Raw genomic sequence first — 22,063 nt, forward strand, 5'->3', positions numbered from 1 at the left:
TTGTCTTACATTCGCTGTCAGTGAATGGAATTTCATAGGCGGTGGCGAAGGTGGTGGTCTCTGTTGGACCATACACATGCAGCAGATGCTGTGGCGGATAATCAGCTCTAAGGTGGATCGCAGGACGGATATCGATCTGTTCACCGCCGAAAAGGACATAACGTAAACCCGACAATGATGAGGCAATCAAACTCGCGTATTGATTGAACAATGCAGTTGTGAGGAAAAGCGCACTGACGCCTTCCAATGCTAAGCGCTGACCAAAATAGTCGGGTTGTAGTAAGGTTTTTTCCGGGATCAACAGGATACGTGCACCATGCACTAAGCCCGTCCACACCTCCCAGGTGGCCGCATCGAATGAAACATTGGCGCAATGAGCAATACAGTCATCGGGGCCAATATCGGCAAAACCATTATTGATAATCAGGCGCAGGACATTGCGGTGCTCGACCATCACCCCCTTGGGTAATCCGGTGGAGCCGGAGGTGTAGATCACATACGCCAGATGGCGTGACGTCAGACCCAGTGCCTGAGCATCCGGATTGTGGGTCGGTTGTACTGCCATAGCCGGTTCCTGGCCGTCGAGTATCACTGTGGGGATGGAATGGGCCAACTTATCGACTTGTATCGTTTGGGTCAGCAAGGCCACCGGTGCGGCGTCATCGAGCATATAGGCCAGCCGTTCGGCCGGATAGGTTGGATCCAGTGGCACGTAGGCACCGCCTGACTTGAGAATACCGAGCAGGCCGACCACCAGTTCTAAGCTGCGTTCCAGACAAATCGCCACCCGATCATCCGGCCGCACGCCCAGGGCGATCAGATGATGAGCCAGGCGATTGGCGCGGCGGTTCAGCTCGCCATAGCTCAGTCCCTGATCCTCAAACACCACGGCGATAGCATCGGGATAACGCGCCGCCTGAACTTCGAACAATTGGTGGATCAGCGCATCCTGTGGGAAGTCCGCCTGAGTCGCATTGAAGTTCACCAGCAGTTGTTGCCGCTCTAATGACGGCAAGATGGGCACATTTCGGATCAACTGTTGCGGGTCGCGAACCAGGGCATCGACCAGACCGCTGATGGCGGTAACCAGATAGGCGGTGACGCGGGTCGGATTGATTCCGGCCACGGCCTGAGCAGTTAGATGGAAACCGGTTCCCAGATCATCGACCGACAGGATGAGCGGATAGTTGGTCCGCTCCTCTGTGGCGACGATGCGCACACCTGCCCGGCTCGTCTCAACCGCGTCGGACTCGCTGGTCTGGCTGTGACGATAATTGAGCAAAGCACTGAACAGCGGTATCGACTGCGCCATGCCACTACAGCGTTGTGCCAGCGCCAACGGTGCCTGCTCGTGCTCCAGTAGCGTCATCAAATCGCGGTAGGTGGCTTGTACTACTTCCCGTACACTGCGACCAGCCAGAGAGACTCGCACTGGCAAGGTATTGATAAACATACCCAGTATTCGGTCGGCACCAGCGCCCCCTTGCAAGCGACCCAGCAGCACGGAGCCAAAGACGACATCGTCGTGACCGCTGGTCTGTGCCAGTACTTGGGCCCAGGCCACATGGAACAGCACGCCCGGACTGACGCCCATGAGACGGGCTGCGGCACGGATGGCCTCCGCCAGAGCGGGAGTGAGCGAGAGACCGGCTTCGGTGATGGATTCGCTATCGCTCGGTATCGTGAGTACGCCGAACGGTGCCGTCGGTGCGTCGATGTCAGCAAGCTGGGCGCGGAAATAGTCCTCATGTACTGCGGCCGGCACGCTCAGGGTCTGGGCGATAAAGTTGCGATAGGGCAATGCGGCGGGCAGCGATTCGGCTTGCCCCTGCTGGATTTGGGCAATTTCAGCGAAAATCAGTTCCAGCGTCATATGGTCGCTGACCAGATGGTGGAAGCGCAGAGCCAGCAGCCATTCATCCTGTGCCGGATCGTGGGCGATGTCAGCGGCGAACAGCGGCGCGCGGCTCAGGTCGAGACGATGCCGGCGCGGATCGGTGTGTGCTGATAATTGAGCCGGGATATCATCCGCCGTGGCCGGGGTGAAGCGATTGACACACAGTGGCGCCTGACGCCAGACTACCTGAACCGGCTGCGCCAGACCTTGCCAGCAGGCAGCCGTGCGCAGGATATCGTGGCGGTCGATGACCTGTTGCAGGGCGGTTAGGAAAGTATCGAGATGCTCGCGGCTGTTAAAGGCGAGCAGGCTCTGCAACAGATAAGTATCCCCTTGAGTCTGCAACAGGTGATGGAACAGGATACCTTCCTGCAACGGTGCCAGTGGATAAATATCCTGCACATTGCTCGCTCCGTCGGGAGTTGCCTCGACGATGGCATTGATCTCAGCCTGAGACAGCGAGACCAGAGACAGCATGTCGGGAGTGAGGATAGTGCAATTTTCGGGAATACGGTTGGGTGGCACCACAAAGGCGCTGGCGTCACCCTGAATAGCCTGCGCCATTTCGGCGAGGACGGGGGCGGCGAACACACTACGGACGTCAAGCCACCAGCCGAAGCCGCGTAGCCGCTCGATCAGACTGACGATCATCAGCGAATGGCCGCCGAGTTCAAAGAAGTGGTCGTGACGGCCGATTTGCTCCAGCCCCAACAGGTCTTGCCAAATCTGCGCCAGAATGGCTTCCGCCTCACCGACCGGGGTTTCGTAGCCGTGTGCGACCACGGCGGACGCGTCGGGGGCAGGAAGTGCCTGACGGTCGAGCTTGCCGTTGGGGGTGAGCGGGAAGGCCTCAAGTGTCATAAAGGCGCTGGGCAGCATGTACTCAGCGAGGTGCCGGGCGAGTTGCTGACGCAGTTCGGCGGGAACCAGTTCAACGCCGTCCAGAGGCCGCAGATAGGCAATCAGGCGCTTCTCCCCTGGCTCGTCTTCGCGTGCCAGTACCACCGCCTCGCGCACGCCGTGACATTGCATCAGTTGCGCCTCGATTTCGCCCAGCTCAATGCGGAAGCCGCGCAGTTTGACCTGAAAGTCATTGCGGCCGAGATAGTCGAGATTACCATCGGAGCGCCAGCGGCCGAGGTCGCCGGTCTTGTACATACGAGCGTCCGGATCGGCGGAGAACGGATCGGCAAGGAAATGTTCGGCGGTCAGTTCGGGGCGGTTCAGGTAGCCGCGGGCAACGCCGGCGCCGGCGATATGAATTTCGCCGGTCACACCGAGGGGAACAGGATGACCCAGTGAGTCGAGAATATAGATCTGGGTATTGGCGATCGGGCGGCCGATATGACTGACAAAGCCCTCCGCCCGGCTCATCCGTATCCAGGTTGAATAGGTCGTCGTCTCAGAGGGACCATACAGATTACACACATTCTGTATGGATTCACGGGCAAACAAATGCTCAATGACGTGCGGTTTCAATGCCTCGCCAGCCAAATTGACCGTCTGGGTGGTCATGGGGATCGCGTCAGATTCAATCAAGTGTGCGATGGCCGACGGCACCGTGTTGATCAGGCTGACCGGCTGCTCTGTCGTAAGCAATGACAGCACATTGGGGACAAGGTGAACCGTGCCGCCAGAGAGCAGCGGTGTAAAGCATTCGTACACCGCCAGATCAAAATTAAGTGAGGTGGCAAAAAGGGTATGCGCCAACTCCTCCGGGCTGAAAGTCCGTTGCGCCCAAGTGAGGAAATTCACGGTATTGCGGTGAGTGATCGCCACCCCTTTGGGCAGTCCGGTGGAGCCTGAGGTATAGATCACATAGGCCAGATGGCGTGACGTCAGCCCCAGTGCCTGTGTATCCGGATTATGATCCGGTTGCGCTATTAGAGGCGTGTCTTGGGCGTCGAGCACCACCGTGAGCACGGGGCTGGCCAGTGTGTTGATCCACGTCGTCTGGGTGAATAAGACCACTGGAGCCGCGTCATCGAGTATATACGCCAGCCGTTCGGCCGGATAAGCCGGATCGAGCGGCACATAAGCGCCGCCTGCTTTGAGAATAGCGAGCAGGCCCACCACCATCTCCGGGCTGCGTTCCAGATAAATCGCCACCCGATCGTCCGGGTGTACGCCTTGGGCGAGCAGATGATGAGCCAGGCGATTGGCGCGGCGGTTCAGTTCGCCATAGCTGAGCGCTTGCTCCCCACATACTACGGCCGTTGCGTCAGGGCTGTGTGCCGCCTGAGCCTCGAACAGTTGGTGAATCAAAGCGTCCTGCGGGAAGTCCGCTTGGGTGGCGTTGAAGTTCACCAGCAGCTGTTGCCGCTCCGAGGCCGGTAGCATCGGTAGACCCGCAACAGTTTGTGTCGCATCGGCTGCCATCGCCGCCAGCACATTTTCCAGATAGCCGACCATGCGCTCAACGGTCGCGGGGTCGAACAGATCGGCGGCATAGATCAGATCACCCGCCAGACCCGCCTCGGTTTCAGTCAGCGACAACGTCAGGTCGAAGTGCGCACTATGGTGTGCCTGTTCAACCCAAGAAAGTTGCAGATCGGGTAATACGAGATTCTCAGCCGGCATGTTGTTTAAGACCAGCATCACCTGAAAGACCGGGCTGTAGCTCAGGCTGCGTTCCGGCTGAAGCGCTTCCACCACCTGCTCAAAAGGCAAATCCTGATGGGCATAGGCGTTAAGCGCCCGCTCACGGACCTGCGCGAGCAGATCGGCCACACGAGGCGCATTACCCGGCGTGACGCGCACGGCCAGAGTATTGACGAAGAAACCGATCAGGTTTTCCAACTCTGAGTGTGGGCGGTTGGCGACCGGGGTACCGATAACAATATCATCCTGACCACTGAGCCGGGTGAGGACGATGCTCCAGGCAGTGAGCATAGTCATAAACAGAGTGGTGTGATGGCGTTGTCCAAGCCCTTTGAGTGAGGTCAACAAGGCGGTATCGAGCTGGAAGGACACCCGGCCGCCGACATAGGTCTGCACGGGTGGGCGTGGCCGGTCGGTGGGGAGTACCAGCAAGGCCGGGGCGTTCTGGAGCTGAGCGTACCAGAAGTCACGCTGCTCAGTGAGGGCCGTTGCTTGCAGCCGGTCGCGCTGCCAGATGGCATAGTCGGCGTACTGGAGAGACAGCGGCGGCAGGGGATCACCGTGGCCGTCGAGAGCGGCGCGGTAGAGGGTGCCCAATTCATGCACCAACACCCCGATGGACCAGCCGTCAGAGATGATGTGGTGCTGGGTAAGCAGCAACATATGCGCTTCATCTGTCAATTGAAGCAGTTGACCGCGAATCAATGGTCCTTGGATAAAGTCAAAGGGTGCCTGCGCTTCGCGGGCAGCGAGATCGGCGATACGGTTGGTGTGTGCCGCGGGTTCCAGCAGGCGCAGATCCTGACAGGACAGGGCAAAGCCGATGTCAGCGGGATCGATATGCTGGTAGGGTTGGCCCTCGACTAGGACAAAGCGGGTACGCAGGCTTTCATGCCGAGCGACCAGACGATCGAGCGCGGTGGTCAGCGCGTGGCGGTCAAGTTGTCCGGTGAGGCGCAGGGCTACCGGGATATGGTAGGCCAGACTGGCGGCCGGATCGAGCTGACCAAGGAACCACAGCCGCTGCTGGGCGAAAGATAACGGTAGCAACCGACTGCGATCGGCGGCGGGGATGACGACCTGAGCGGTTGCCAAAGTCCCGCTGAGTGCCTGAGCCAAATCCACCAGAAGAGGCAGGTCAAACAATTGCTGTAGCGGTAACTCCCGCGCCAGATCCTGACGTACGCGTGCCACCAGTTGGACGGCGAGCAGCGAATGGCCGCCGAGTTCAAAGAAATGGTCGTGACGGCCGATCTGTTCCAGTCTCAGCAAGTCTTGCCAAATCTGAGCCAGCGCGATTTCTATTTCACCGAGCGGGGCTTCATAGCCGCGTGTTACCACGGCGGACGCGTCGGGGGCAGGAAGTGCCTGACGGTCAAGTTTACCGTTGGGGGTGAGCGGGAAGGCGTCGAGCACCATAAAGGCGCTGGGCAGCATATACTCGGCGAGGTACTGAGCGAGTTGTTGACGTAGTTCGGCCGACACCAGTTCAATGCCGGTCTGGGGCAGCAAATAGGCGATCAGTCGCTTGTGACCGGATTCATCTTCGCGCGCCAGTACCACGGCTTCGCGCACGCCGGGGCATTGCATTAATCGCGCTTCAATTTCGCCCAGTTCGATACGGAAGCCACGCAGTTTAACCTGAAAGTCATTGCGGCCGAGGTATTCAAGATTGCCGTCGGAACGCCAGCGGCCGAGGTCGCCGGTCTTATACATGCGGGCGTCCGGGACTGAGGAGAACGGATCAGCAAGGAAACGTTCGGCAGTCAGTTCAGGGCGGTTCAGGTAGCCACGGGCGATACCGGCGCCGGCAATATAGATTTCGCCGGCGACACCGAGAGGAACGGGCTGGCTGTCATAATCAAGGAGATAGATTTGAGTGTTGGCGATCGGACGGCCGATAGGCGGTGCCCCTTCTTCCTGGCTATCACACAGATAAATGGCTGCACAGACCGTACTTTCCGTCGGTCCATAGGCATTGACCATACGCCGACCGGTAGCCCAGCGTTTGACCAGTGAGGGTGAGCAGGCCTCACCGCCTACGATCAGGGTTTGCAGTGTTACTGGTACTGAATCCAGTGCCGCCAACGCGGTTGGCGACAGCAGCACATGGGTAATGGCATGGGTCTCCAGCGTATTCAACAGGGCAGCACCCGGCAGGAGGTGAGTTCGCTGGGCAAGATGGAGGCTGGCACCGGCCAGAAGTGCCATGCTGCATTCCCAGATACCGGCGTCGAAGCTGTTTGAGGCAAATTGCAGGATACGGCTGCTGGGCTTGATTGCCAGAGTGTCCTGCTGAGTGGCGATCAGATTGCTCAGGCCGCGATGCTCGACCATCACCCCCTTGGGCAGCCCGGTCGAGCCGGAGGTGTAGATGACATACGCCAGATGGCGTGACGTCAGGCCCAGTGCCTGCGCGTCCGGATTGTGAGTCGGTTGCGTCATCAGGAGCGGTTCTGAGCCGTCGAGTACGATCGTGGGTATGGCGCTGGCCAGTGTGTCGGTCAATGCTGTTTGGGTCAGCAAGGCCACCGGTGCCGCATCGTCAAGCATATACGTCAGTCGCTCGGCCGGATAAGCCGGATCGAGCGGCACATAGGCGCCGCCGGCCTTGAGAATACCGAGCAGACCCACGACCAGATCTGGGCTGCGTTCGACACAAATCGCCACCCGATCATCCGGACGCACACCCAAGGCGAGCAGATGATGAGCCAGGCGGTTAGCACGGTGGTTCAGTTCGTGATAACTCAGCGATTGACCTTCAAACACCACGGCGATGGCGTCGGGATGGTGCGCCGCCTGAGCCTCAAACAATTGGTGGATCAGCGCATCCTGCGGAAAATCAGCCTGAGTCGCGTTGAATTCCACCAACAGTTGTTGCCGCTCCGAGTCCGGCAGGATCGGTACATCCCGGATCAATCGTTGTGGGTCGCGGGTCAGGGCATCGACCAGGCCGCTGATGGCGGTAACTAGATAGGCGGTTACGCGAGCCGGATCGATCCCGGCCACGGTCAGCGCGGTCAGATGGAAACCGGTTCCCAGATCATCCACCGACAGGGTGAGCGGATAGTTAGTCCGCTCTCCTGTGGCGACGATACGCATACCTGTTCGGGGTATATCAACGGCGTCTGCCCCGTTGGTTTGGCTGTGACGGTAATTAAGCAAGGTACTGAACAGTGGTAGTGATTGCGCCACGCCGCTGCAACGTTGTGCCAGCGCCAACGGTGCCTGCTCGTGCTCCAGCAAGGCCGTCAGATTGCGATAGGTGGTCTGTACCACTTCCTGCACACTACGGCCGGCCAGAGAAACCCGTACCGGCAGGGTATTGATAAACATCCCCAATATTTGGTCAGCGCCCGCGACCCCCTGTAGACGACCTAGTAGCACAGAGCCGAAGACGACATCGTCATGGCCGCTGGTCTGTGCCAACATCTGAGCCCAGGCCACATGGAACAGCACACCCGGACTGACCCGCAGACGGCGCGCCTGAGCGCGGATGGCCTCTGCCAGAGCGGGGGGGAGCGGGAGACGGGCTTCGGCGATGGATTCGTTATCGCCCGGCATCGTGAGCACGCCAAACGGCGCCGTCGGTGTGTCAACGTCAGCGAGTTGGGTACGGAAGTAGGTCTCGTGCACTGCGGCCGGCACACTCAGGGTCTGGGCGATAAAGTTGCGGTAGGGCAGTGCGGCGGGCAGCGACTCGGCATGCCCCTGTTGAACTTGGGCAATTTCAGCGAAAATCAACTCCAGCGTCATGTGGTCGCTGACCAGATGGTGGAAGCGCAGTGCCAGCAGCCATTCATCCTGTGCCGGATCGTGGGCGATATCGGCAGCGAATAATGGCGCACGGCTCAGGTCGAGACGATGCCGGCGTGGATCGGTGTGAGTTAATAGCTGAGCCGGGACATTGTCTGCCGTGGCCGGCGTAAAGTGATTAACATACAGCGGCGCCTGACGCCAGACCACCTGAACCGGCTGCGCGAGTCCCTGCCAACAGGCAGCGGTGCGCAGAATATCGTGGCGGTCGATGACTTGTTGCAGGGCAACCAGGAAGGTATCGAGATGCTCGCGGCTGTCAAAGGCGAGCAGGCTCTGCAACAGATAAGTATCGCCTTGCGTCTGCAACAGGTGATGGAACAGGATACCCTCCTGCAATGGTGCTAGCGGGTAGATATCCTGCACATTGCTCGCTCCGCCGGGAGTTGCCTCGATGATAGTCTCAATCTCAGCTTGGGACAGCGAGACGAGGGACAGCATGTCGGGGGTAAGGGCGGTGCAATTTTCGGGGATACGGTTGGGCGGCACGACAAAGGCGTTGGTATTATCCTGGGTGGACTGCGCCATTTCAGCAAGAACGGGGGCGGAGAACACACTACGAACTTCAAGCCGCCGCCCGAAGCCGCGTAGCCGCTCGATCAGACTGACGATCATCAGTGAATGGCCGCCGAGTTCAAAGAAGTGGTCGTGACGGCCGACCCGTTCCAGCCCCAGCAAGTCTTGCCAGATTTGCGCCAGGATGGTTTCCGCTTCACCGACCGGGGCTTCATAGCCGCGTGCGACTACGGCGGACGCGTCGGGGGCGGGGAGCGCTTGGCGGTCGAGTTTGCCGTTGGGGGTGAGCGGGAAAGCGTCGAGCGTCATAAAGGCGCTGGGCAGCATGTACTCGGCAAGATGCCGGGCGAGCTGCTGACGCAGCTCGGCGGGAACCAGTTCAATGCCGTCCAGCGGCTGCACATAAGCGACCAGACGCGGGTGGCCGGGATCGTCTTCGCGTGCCAGCACCACCACCTCGCGCACACCGTCACATTGCATCAGTTGCGTCTCGATTTCGCCAAGCTCAATACGGAAGCCGCGCAGTTTGACCTGAAAGTCATTGCGGCCGAGGTATTCGAGATTGCCGTTGGGACGCCAGCGGCCGAGGTCGCCGGTCTTGTACATGCGGGCATCCGGATCGGAAGAAAAAGGGTCGGCCGGGAAACGTTCGGCCGTGAGTTCGGGTCGGTTCAGGTAGCCACGGGCAGTGCCGGCGCCGGCGATATGAATTTCTCCGGCCACACCGAGAGGAACGGGTTGGCCGTAGGTATCGAGAATATAGATCCGGGTATTGGCGATCGGACGGCCGATAGGCGGTGCGCCTTCTTCTTGGTTATCGCACAGATAAATAGCCGCACAGACCGTACTTTCAGTGGGTCCATAGGCATTGACCATACGCCGGCCGACAGCCCAGCGTTTGACCAGAGAAGGTGGACAGGCCTCACCCCCCACGATCAGGGTCTGCAATGTCTCAGGGACTGAATCCAGTGCCGCCAGCGCGGTGGGTGACAGCAGCACATGGGTAATGGCATGAGTCTCCAACGTCTCCAACAGGGCAGTGCCAGGCAGGAGGTGAGTTCTCTGAGCAAGATGGAGGCTGGCGCCCGCCAGAAGTGCCATGCCGCATTCCCAGATACCGGCGTCGAAGCTGTTTGAGGCAAATTGCAGGATACGGCTGCTGGGATTGATCGCCAGAGTGTCCTGCTGAGTGGCGATCAGGTTGCTCAGGCCGCGATGCTCAACCATCACGCCTTTGGGCTGTCCGGTGGAGCCGGAGGTGTAGATGACATACGCCAGATGGCGTGATGTCAGCCCCAGTGCCTGAGCATCCGGGTTATGAGTCGGTTGCGCTGCCAGAGATGGCGCGAGTGCATCGAGCATGACTATAGGCACGGGGCTGACTAGCGTGTCGACCTGTGCTGTCTGGGTCAGCAGGGCCACCGGTGCGGCGTCATCAAGCATATAGGCCAGCCGTTCGGCCGGATAGGTGGGATCGAGCGGCACATAGGCGCCCCCAGCCTTGAGGATAGCGAGCAAGCCTATCACCAGTTCCGGGCTACGTTCGACACAAATCGCCACCCGATCATCCGGGCGCACACCCAGCGCGATCAAATGATGAGCCAGGCGGTTGGCGCGGTGGTTCAACTCGTGATAACTCAGGGATTGACCTTCAAACACCACGGCGGTGGCATCAGGGGAGTGTGCCGCTTGGGCTTCGAATAATTGGTGGATCAAGGCGTCCTGCGGGAAATCCGCTTGGGTGGCATTGAAATCGGTCAGCAACAGTCGCCGCTCTGAGGCCGACAGCATCGGTAGACCCGCAACAGTTTGTGTCGCATCGGCAGCCATCGCCGTCAGCACACTTTCCAAATAGCCGACCATACGCCCAATGGTCGCAGAGTCGAATAGGTCGGTAGAATATTCCAGATCACCAACCAGACCGACCTCAGTTTCGGTCAGCGATAACGTCAGATCGAAATGAGCACTATGGCACACCTGTTCAACGGGAGCGAGTTGCAGACCGGGCAATGCCAGGTTTTGGGACGGAGTATTGTTTAAAGCCAGCATCACCTGGAAGACCGGACTGTAGCTCAGGCTGCGCTCGGGCTGCAATGCTTCCACTACCTGCTCGAAGGGCAAATCCTGATGGGCATAGGCAGCAAGCGCCCGTTCACGAACCTGCGTGAGCAGATCCGCCACACGGGGAGCCTCACCCGGTGTGACGCGCAAGGCCAGGGTATTGACAAAGAAACCGATCAGGTTTTCCAACTCCGTGTGTGGGCGGTTAGCGACCGGGGTGCCGATAACAATATCATCCTGACCACTCAGCCGGGTGAGGACGATGCTCCAGGCGGTCAGCAAGGTCATAAACAGGGTGGTGTGATGGTGCTGTCCGAGCGCCTTAAGCGATGCCAGCAGGGCGGTATCGAGCTGAAGAGGTATCCGGTCGCCGGCGTAGCGCTGCACCGACGGGCGTGGTCGGTCGGTGGGGAGTGTCAGCAGAGCCGGGGCGTCCCGAAGCTGGGCGCACCAGAAATCACGCTGTTCAGTGAGGACTGCGCCTTGCAGCCAGTCACGCTGCCAGACGGCATAATCGGCGTACTGGAGAGATAGCGGCGGCAGGGGATCATCGTAGCCGTCGAGGGCGGCGCGGTAGAACGCGCCCAGTTCGTGCATCAGGACGCCAATGGACCAGCCGTCAGCGATGATGTGATGCTGGGTGAGCAGCAATACATGCTCCGCGTCCGTCAGTTGCAGCAGTTGACCGCGAATAAGCGGCCCCCGCACAAAGTCGAAGGGTGTCTGGGTTTCGAAGGCGGTAAGCTCGGCGACACGATTCGCACGCGCTGTCAGATCCAACGGGCGCAGATCTTGGCAAGACAGAGTAAAGCCGATATCGGCGGGATCGATGTGCTGGCAGGGTTGGCCTTCGATCACTACAAAGCGGGTGCGTAGGCTTTCGTGCCGGGCGACCAGACGATCGAGCGCACTGGTCAGCGTGTGACGGTCAAGTTTACCGATGAGGCGCAGTGCCATCGGAATATGGTAGGCCAGACTGGCGGCGGGATCGAGCTGGCCGAGGAACCACAACCGCTGCTGCGCGAAGGACAGCGCGAGCGGCTGGCTGCGATCGGCAGCAGGAATAACAACCTGAGCGATTGCCGAAGCGTCGGTGAGCGTCTGAGCCAGATCCGTCAGGAGGGGCTGGGCAAAGAGTTGCTGCAATGACAGCTTCTGTGCCAGTTGCTGGCGTACGCGTGCGGCGAGTTGGACGGCAAGCAATGAGTGACCGCCGAGTTCAAAGAAGTGGTCGTGTCGGCCGACCTGTTCCAGTTTCAGCAGGTTTTGCCAGATCTGAGCCAGTGCGATTTCTATTTCACCGACCGGCGCTTCATAGCCGCGTGTCACTATGGCAGACAGGTCGGGGGCAGGGAGCGCCTGACGGTCGAGTTTGCCGTTGGGGGTCAACGGGAAGGCGTCGAGCGTCATAAAGGCGCTGGGCTGCATGTATTCGGCGAGGTGTTGGGCAAGCTGCTGGCGCAGTTCGGCCGGCACCAGTTCAACGCCGGTTTGTGGCAGCAGATAGGCGACCAGACGCTTGTGGCCCGGTTCGTCTTCACGGGCCACAACCACGGCTTCGCGCACGCCGTGGCATTGCACCAGCCGGGCTTCGATTTCACCGAGTTCGATACGGAAGCCGCGCAGTTTAACCTGAAGGTCATTGCGGCCGAGGTATTCGAGATTGCCGTCGGGTCGCCAGTAGCCGAGGTCGCCGGTCTTGTACATACGGGCGTCCGGGTCTGAAGAGAACGGATCGGCCAGGAAGCGCTCGGCAGTCAGTTCAGGGCGGTTCAGATAACCGCGGGCAACGCCGGCACCGGCAATATAAATTTCGCCGGCGACACCGAGGGGAACGGGTTGACCATACGGGTCGAGGAGATAGATTTGGGTATTGGCGATTGGACAGCCGATAGGAATGGGACGAGCAACATCGACGGGTGAGGTAATACGATAGGTTGCGGCAAACGTCGTGGTTTCCGTTGGGCCATAGCCGTTGATCAAGTGTGTCGGCTGACACTCAGCTAACTGTGCACGCTGGATCTTCCGCGGGTCGAGTACATCGCCGCCGATGAGCAGGTAACGCAATTGTCCAAACAGGGGTTCAAGATCGCCGAGATATTCGTTAAACAAGCCGGCCGTTAACCAGAGGGCGGTGACTTGTCCTTTGACCAGCGAATCGCGGAAACGTACCGGATCGAGCAGCGCTGATGGTGAAACTACATGCAGGCGCCCGCCGTTCAGCAGGGCAGACCAGATCTCCCATGTTGATGCATCAAAGGCAATATTGGCACAATGGGCAACACAGTCGTCCGAACCGATGTCTGCATAGGGATTATTGATGACCAGCCGATTGATACTGCGGTGCTCGACCATCACTCCCTTGGGCAGCCCGGTGGAGCCGGAGGTGTAGATCACATACGCCAGATGGCGTGACTTCAGCCCCAGTGCCTGAGCGTCCGGATTGTGGGTCGGTTGTGCTGCTATAGCCGATTCTTGGGCGTCGAGTACCACTGTGGGGATATGATGGATCAGCTTGTCGATCTGTGTCGTTTGGGTCAGCAAGGCCACCGGCGCGGCGTCATTAAGCATATAGGCCAGTCGCTCGGCCGGATAAGCCGGATCGAGCGGCACATAGGCGCCGCCCGCTTTGAGGATACCGAGCAAGCCGATCACCAGCTCCAGACTGCGTTCGACACAAATCGCCACCCGATCATCCGGGCGCACGCCCAGCGCGATCAAATAATGAGCCAGACGATTGGCGCGGTGGTTCAGTTCGTGATAACTCAGCGATTGACCTTCAAATACCACGGCGGTGGCATCGGGATGGTGCGCCGCCTGAGCCTCAAACAATTGATGGATCAGCGCGTCCTGCGGGAAATCCGACTGGGTGGCGTTGAACTCCACCAGCAGTTGTTGCCGCTCTGTCGGCGGTAAGATCGGCACATTCCGGATCAATCGTTGCGGGTTATGTGCCAGGGCATCAACTAAGCCGCTGATGGCCGTGGCGAGATAGGCGGTGACGCGGGTCGGATCGATTCCCGCCACCGTCTGGGCGGTCAGACGGAAACCGGTTCCCAGATCATCGACCGACAGGGTGAGCGGATAGTTGGTTCGTTCCTCTGTGGCGACGATGCGCATCCCTGCCCGGGTCGTCTCAACCGCGTTGGCCTCACTGGTCTGGCTGTGACGGTAATTAAGCAAGGTACTGAACAGCGGCATCGGTTGGGTCACACTGCTACAGCGTTGCGCCAGTGCTAACGGTGCTTGTTCGTGTTCCAGCAGCGTTGTCAGACTGCGATAGGTGGCCTGCACCACCTCTTGCACGCTGTGGCCGGCCAGAGAAACCCGCACCGGTAGGGTATTGATAAACATCCCCAATATTCGGGCAGCGCCCGCGACCCCTTGTAGACGGCCCAGTAGCACGGAGCCAAAGACCACGTCGTCGCGGCCGCTGGTCTGCGCCAGTACCTGAGCCCAGGCCACATGGAACAGTACGCCCGGACTGACCCCCAGACGACGAGCCTGGGCATGGATAGCTTCTGCCAGAGCGGGGGCGAGCGGGAGATGGGCTTCGGCGATGGGTTCATCATTGCCCGGCAGGGTGAGCACGCCGAACGGTGCCGTCGGTGCATCAACGTCAGCGAGTTGGTCACGGAAGTAGGCCTCATGCACTGCGGCCGGTACGCTCAGAGTCTGGGCGATAAAGTTGCGGTAGGGCAGTGCGGCGGGTAGCGACTCGGCATGTCCCTGCTGAATTTGGGCAATCTCCGCGAAAATCAGTTCCAGTGTCATATGGTCGCTGACCAGATGGTGGAAGCGTAGCGCCAGCAGCCATTCATCCTGTGCCGGATCGTGGGCGATGTCGGCGGTGAACAGCGGTGCACGGCTCAGGTCGAGACGGTGCCGACGCGGATCGGTGTGGGCTGATAACTGAGCCGGGATATCGTCGGCCGTGGCTGGGGTAAAGTGATTGACACACAGTGGCGCCTGACGCCAGACCACCTGAACCGGCTGCGCCAACCCCTGCCAGCAGGCGGCGGTGCGCAGGATATCGTGGCGGTCGATGACCTGCTGCAAGGCGGACAGGAAAGTATCAAGATGCTCGCGGGTGTTAAAGGCAATCAGGCTCTGCAACAAATAGGTATCGCCTTGCGCCTGCAACAGGTGATGGAACAGGATACCTTCCTGCAACGGTGCCAGCGGATAGATATCCTGCACATTGCTTGCTCCGCTGGGAGTTGCTTCGACGATGGCCTCAATCTCGGCCTGAGATAGCGAGACCAGAGACAGCATGTCGGGGGTGAGGGCGGTACAGCCTTCGGGGATACAGTTAGGCGGTACGACGAAGGCACTGGCGTCACTCTGAATAGCCTGCGCCATCTCAGTGAGAACGGGGGCGGCGAACACACTGCGGACATCAAGTCGCCAACCAAAGTCGTATAGCTGTTCGATCAGACCGACGATCATCAGCGAATGGCCGCCGAGTTCAAAGAAGTGATCGTGACGGCCGACTCGCTCCAGCCCCAACAGGTTTTGCCAGATCTGCGCCAAGGCGGTTTCTGCCTCACTGATCGGGGCTTCATAGCCGCGTGCCACCACAGCAGACAGGTCGGGAGCAGGGAGTGCCTGACGGTCGAGTTTGCCGTTGGGGGTGAGCGGGAACGTATCGAGCGTCATAAATGCGCTGGGTAACATGTACTCGGCAAGATGCCGGGCGAGTTGCTGACGCAGTTCGGCGGGAACCAGTTCAACGCCGTCCAGAGGCCGCAGATAGGCAATCAGACGTTTCTGTCCCGGTTCGTCTTCGCGTGCCAGCACCACCGCTTCGCGCACACCGCGACATTGCATCAGTTGCGCCTCGATCTCACCGAGTTCGATACGGAAGCCGCGCAGTTTGACCTGAAAATCATCGCGGCCGAGGTATTCGATATTGCCGTCGGGGTGCCAGCGGCCGAGGTCGCCGGTCTTGTACATCCGGGCATCCGGATCGGCGGAGAACGGATCAGTAAGAAAGCGCTCGGCAGTCAGTTCAGGACGGTTCAGGTAGCCGCGGGCCACGCCGACGCCGGCGATATGGATTTCGCCGGCCACGCCAAGGGGAACGGGCTGACCGTAGGTATCGAGAATATAGATTTGCGTGTTGGCGATCGGGCGGCCGATATGACTGACAAAGCCCTCCGTCCGGTTCATCCGTATCCAGGTTGAATAAGTCGTCGTCTCAGAGGGGCCATACAGATTGCACACATTCTGTATGGAGGCGTGGGCAAACAAATGCTCAACGACATGCGGTTTCAATGCTTCACCGGCCAAATTGACTGTCCGGGCGGTCACGGGAACCGCGTTAGCCTCGATCAAATGCGCGATAGCTGACGGCACGGTATTGATCAGGCTGACCGGCTGTCCGGTGGTGACTAGTGACAGCGCATCAGGAACGAGATGAACCGTGCCGCCAGAGACGAGTGGCGCAAAGCATTCGTACACCGCCAAGTCAAAATTCAGTGAGGTGGCGAACAGGGTATGCGCCAACTCCTCCGGATTGAAAGTCCGTTGCGCCCAGGTGAGGAAATTCACCGTATTGCGGTGGGCGATCGCCACCCCTTTGGGCAGGCCGGTGGAGCCGGAAGTGTAGATCACATACGCCAGATGGCGTGACTTCAACCCCAGCGCCTGTGCCTCTGGGTTGTGGATCGATTGTGCCGACAGAGCCGGTGCTTGGGCGTTGAGCACCACCGTAGGCACGGGGCTGGCCAGCGTATCGACCCACGCTGTCTGGGTGAGCAAGGCCACCGGTGCGGCGTCATCGAGCATATAGGCCAGCCGTTCGGCCGGATAGGCCGGATCGAGTGGCACATAGGCGCCGCCCGCCTTGAGGATACCCAATAAACCGACCACCATCTCCGGGCTGCGTGTCATACAAATCGCCACCCGATCGTCCGGCTGTACGCCCAGTGCGATCAGATGATGGGCGAGACGATTGGCGCGGCGGTTCAGTTCGTCATAGCTGAGCACTTGCTCCCCGCATACCACGGCGGTGGCGTCGGGACTGTGTGCCGCTTGAGTCTCGAACAGTTGGTGGATCAGGGCATCCTGTGGGAAGTCTACTTGGGTGGCGTTGAAGTCCACCAGCAACTGTTGCCGTTCCGAGTCTGGCAGCATTGGCAGACATGCGAGAGTTTGTGTCGCATCGGCTGCCATTGCTGTCAGCACCTGCTGCAAATAGCCGACCATGCGCTCAACGGTCGCGGTGTCGAACAGATCGGTGGCATATTCCAGCCCCCCGACCAGACCCGCTTCGGTTTCGGTCAGCAACAGCATCAGGTCGAAGTGCGCGCTATGACTCTCCTGTTCAACCTGAGAGATCTGCAAACTGGGTAATGTCTGGTCTTGGGCCGGCGTGTTGTTTAAGGACAGCATCACCTGAAAGACTGGGCTATAGCTCAGGCTGCGTTCGGGCTGTAGCGCTTCTACCACCTGCTCGAAGGGCAGATCCTGATGGGCGTAGGCGGCGAGTGCACGTTTACGGACCTGTGCGAGCAGATCGGCCACACGGGGCGCATCACCCGGTGTAACGCGCAGGGCCAGAGTATTGACGAAGAAACCGATCAGACCCTCCAACTCGCGGTGTGGACGGTTAGCGACGGGAGTGCCGATGACAATGTCATCCTGACCACTCAGTCGGGTGAGGACGATGCTCCAGGCGGTCAGTACGGTCATAAACAGGGTGGTGTTGTGGCGTTGTCCGAGCGCCTTAAGCGACGTCAGTAAGGCGCTGTCGAGCCGGAAGGGGACTTGGCCGCCGGCATAGCGCTGTACGGGTGGGCGTGGTCGATCGGTAGGGAGTGCCAGCAAGGCCGGGGCATTCTGGAGCTGCGCACACCAGAAGTCACGCTGCTCAGTGAGGACGGTTCCTTGCAGCCAGTCGCGCTGCCAGACAGCATAGTCGGCGTACTGGAGGGACAGCGGCGGCAGGGGATCGCTGTCGCCGTCGAGGGCGGCATGGTAGAGGGTGCCCAGTTCGTGCACCAGTACCCCGATAGACCAGCCGTCAGAGATGATGTGATGCTGGGTGAGCAACAACACATGCTCCTTGTCCGTCAATTGCAGCAGTTGACCACGAATCAGCGGGCCTTGGGTAAAGTTGAAGGGCGTCTGCGCCTCAAGGTCGGCAAGTTCGGCGATGCGGTGAGTGTGCATTGCCGGGTCCAGCGGGCGCAGGTCCTGATAGGACAGGGCAAAGCCGACGTCGGCGGGATCAATGTGCTGGCAGGGTTGGCCTTCGATCAGTACGAAGCGGGTACGCAGACTCTCGTGCCGGGCGACCAGACGATCGAGCGCGGTGGTCAGCGCGTGGCGGTCAAGTTGGCCGGTAAGGCGCAGTGTCACCGGGATATGGTAGGCCAGACTGGCGGCTGGATCGAGCTGAGCAAGGAACCATAACCGCTGTTGGGCGAAGGACAGCGCGAGCGGCTGGCTGCGATCGGCGACGGGGATAACGACCTGAGCGATTGCCGAAGCCCCGCTGAGCGCTTGGGCCAAATCCGCCAGAAGAGGCAGGGCAAAAAGTTGCTGTAGTGGCAATTCCCGCGCCAGATCCTGACGTACGCGTGCGGCGAGCTGGACGGCAAGCAGCGAATGGCCGCCGAGTTCAAAGAAATGGTCGTGACGGCCGACCCGCTCCAGTCTCAGCAAATCTTGCCAGATTTGGGCCAGAATGGTTTCTATTTCGCCGACCGGAGCGGCATAACCGCGCGTGACTACGGCGGACGAGTCGGGGGCAGGGAACGCTGAACGGTCGAGTTTGCCATTGGGGGTGAGCGGGAAGGCGTCGAGCGTCATAAAGGCGCTGGGCAGCATATATTCAGCAAGGTGCCGGGTGAGTTGTTGACGCAGTTCGGCGGGAACCAGTTCAACGCCGTCCATTGGCCGCAGATAAGCGACCAGGCGCTTGTGACCCGGCTCGTCTTCGCGCGCCAGAACTACCGCTTCGCGCACACCGTGGCATTGCATGAGCCGAGACTCGATCTCACCGAGCTCAATGCGGAAACCGCGCAGTTTAACCTGATAGTCATTGCGGCCGAGGTATTCAATATTGCCGTCGGGAAGCCAGCGACCGAGGTCGCCGGTCTTGTACATACGGGCGCCCGGATCTGCAGAAAAGGGATCGGTAAGAAAACGTTCGGCAGTCAGTTCGGGGCGGTTCAGGTAGCCGCGGGCAACACCCGCGCCGGCGATATGAATTTCGCCGGCGATACCGAGGGGGACGGGTTGACCCTGTGGGTCGAGGAGGTAGATTTGGGTGTTAGCAATCGGGCGACCGATGGGAGGAAGAGTTGGCCACTGATCCATATTCTTGTCCAGCGTATATGCCGTAACCACATGGCTTTCAGTCGGGCCATAGTGATTGTGTAACTGGCATGACCTAGAACGTTGTAGAAAGCGGCGAATGGCAGGCGTAATGCGCAACTGCTCACCAGCGGTAATGATGTGAGCCAAGCAAGAAAAATCTCCCTCAATGTGACTGGCCGCTTCGGCAAGATGTTGTAGCGCAATGTAGGGGAGGAAGATTCTATCAATCTGTTTTTGCTGAATCAGGCGGAGGAATTGTTGAGGATCCCGACGTGTTTCTTCATTAATCAAGACCAGACATCCGCCTTCGCACAGCGTCGTAAATATCTCCTGGAAAGCGACATCGAATCCAAGCGCGGCAAATTGTAGCGTTTTACCGGTTCCGGATAGATGTGAAGGATTTTGACGGTGCCATTGCAACAAGTTCGACAATGCTGCCAGAGACATTTTCACTCCCTTGGGCAGACCCGTGGAGCCCGAGGTGTAGATGACATACGCCAGATGGCGTGACGTCAGCCCCAGCGCCTGCGTATCCGGATTGTGGACTGACTGCGCCGTCATGGCGAATTCTTGGGCATCAAGTACCACCGTGGGCACGTGGCTGGTCAGCCTGTCGGTCAGCCCCGTCTGGGTGAGTAAGACCACCGGTGCCGCGTCATCGAGCATATACGCCAGCCGCTCGGCCGGATAAGCCGGATCGAGCGGCACATAGGCGCCGCCCGCCTTAAGGATACCGAGCAGGCCCACCACCATCTCAAGGCTGCGTTCGACACAAATCGCCACCCGGTCGTCCGGACGCACGCCCAGCGCAATCAGATGGTGAGCCAGGCGATTAGCGCGGCGGTTCAATTCGTCATAGCTGAGTGTCTGGTCTTCGTACACCACGGCGGTGGCGTTGGGGTTGTGTGTAACCTGAGCCTCAAACAGTGGGTGGATCAACGCGTCCTGCGGCAAGTCCGTCTGGGTGGCGTTGAAGTTCACCAGCAGTTGCTGCCGCTCTGCCGGCGGCAAGACAGGTAAGCTTCGGATCTGGGTCTCGGGAGAAGAGAGAGCGGCCTCCATCAACATGGCTAAACGCGATTGGAGAGCCATGACTTCAGCGCAGTTCAGGTAGTGGGTTGAGTAATTGAATTCAATCGTGACGGGCTGATTGACAGCCTCATCGTTAGCAAATGCGTATTGGTAAATCGCGACGAAGAAAGGAAACGGTGTTCCACGTTGTATTTTTGAGTATTTGATCGTGGCACCGGGCATCTCAGCATTCGCTTGGAACGACTCAAATGACAGCATGATGTCGAATAGTTGAGCGCGTCCCGTCTTCTGCTGGATTTGTGTATGCCGATTGATCTCCGCGATCGGTAAGCGCTGACGTTTATAGCAACGACGCAGCTCTGCTGAGGCTTTGCGCATAACATCAAGGAAGGTGTCATGAGGCGTAATGGTTATGCCAACGGGAATGACTGACGAGAACATGCCCAACGTGCGTTTTTGTCTGGCGTTCTTGCGGTTGTGCACGGGAATGCCGATGACGATTTCCTCCGCCTGGGTGGTACGGGCGAAATAGCAAGCCAGAACGGCATACATGAAGTGCAGAACAGACAACCCATGCTCGGTCACAATAGCTTCGATGCGTTGGAAAAGCCCCTTATCCAATTGCCAAAGTACCGGTTCGGTTTGTCCGTGATCTGCCGTTTTATCCGGATTAGGCGGTTGGAGCAATGCAGGAGGCATGTTCACATAGCGTTCCAACCAGAATTGCCGGTCATGTACATAGCGTTGTGAATCGAGATAGGCACGATCCTCAGCAATAAAATCGAGATAGGAAGGAGCGGCTTCTGGTAGTGCCTCCCCTTTGATTAAGTGACGATAAGTGTTAGCAAGATCTTCGGGAATTAGCGCTAAATTCGTGGCATCTCCGATCAAATGATGGCAACAAAAATGCCAGTACCAGCGTGTATCACTGACTCGTAGCAGTTCGGCGCGCCATAACTCCCCACTCAAGTCGTACGGACGCATGAAAGCAGTGCGTATGTGTTGTGCGGCTTGGGCTTCTGCGTCGGCATGATGTGAAAAGTCGTGAATTGTCACGGACACCGGGAGCATGTCCACAAGTTCCTGAAGCGGCAGTTTCTGGGTATTGATGAGTCGTAAACGTAATGCGTCATGACGATAAACAACGGCTTCAAAGGCGCGTACTAACAGTGTTTCATCCAGCTTTCCATCAATGAGGACAAGTGAACCGAGATTGTAGCTGGGGCTGTCAGGATGGAGAATTTGGTCAAGCCAGACAACTTGTTGGGTAGAACTGAGCGAAAATTTGCAAGAGGAGGATTCAGAGGAACTTTCAAACGCAAGCTGATCTTTGTTGATACGATTGCATGGCATAGGCATTACTTAACTCCTGCTCGCTAGGCTAATGGATGGAATGTGAGTTATGTGACGTTGCTGGACATTGAAAAATGAGTTATTTCATAAACAGATACTTTATTTTTTTAATCTCACTTATAAAAGAGTTAGAATTCATTTATTTTTGATAAGTATCATTAAAATTACTGGTGGTTTGGTCGTGGTAGATTGGATGCTGCGGTATTATTGCTGTCAGTATATGTGGCAATTATTTAATAACATTAAGGTATTTATAAAATCAGCTTTATTACAGCAACAACAGAGAATGAAAAAAGGTATATCACTATGATTATATTTAATAAAATTATAACAAAATAACATTATTTAAAAAATTACTGATTGGGTTTATTTATTCTATCAATATTTTACTTGGCTGATCTCCATAATAAGATTGTTATTTATTATTTATTATTTATTATTTATTATTTATTATTTATT

1 protein-coding gene (only partly in view) is annotated in these 22,063 nt (G+C 58.4%); it reads right to left on the reverse strand.

All coding sequences use genetic code 11. The annotated features are described in order from the left end of the window. Positions 1-21,610 carry the 5' portion of a non-ribosomal peptide synthase/polyketide synthase gene (locus NXS07_RS06680; RefSeq protein WP_258086417.1) on the reverse strand. The gene continues 7,349 nt to the left of window position 1, outside the view, so the window shows 21,610 of its 28,959 coding nt (coding positions 1-21,610); it begins with the start codon at positions 21,608-21,610; the stop codon falls past the left edge of the window. Between the last annotated feature and the right edge of the window lie 453 nt (positions 21,611-22,063).

The organism is Xenorhabdus bovienii (assembly GCF_024721015.1).
GTDB lineage: Bacteria > Pseudomonadota > Gammaproteobacteria > Enterobacterales > Enterobacteriaceae > Xenorhabdus > Xenorhabdus bovienii.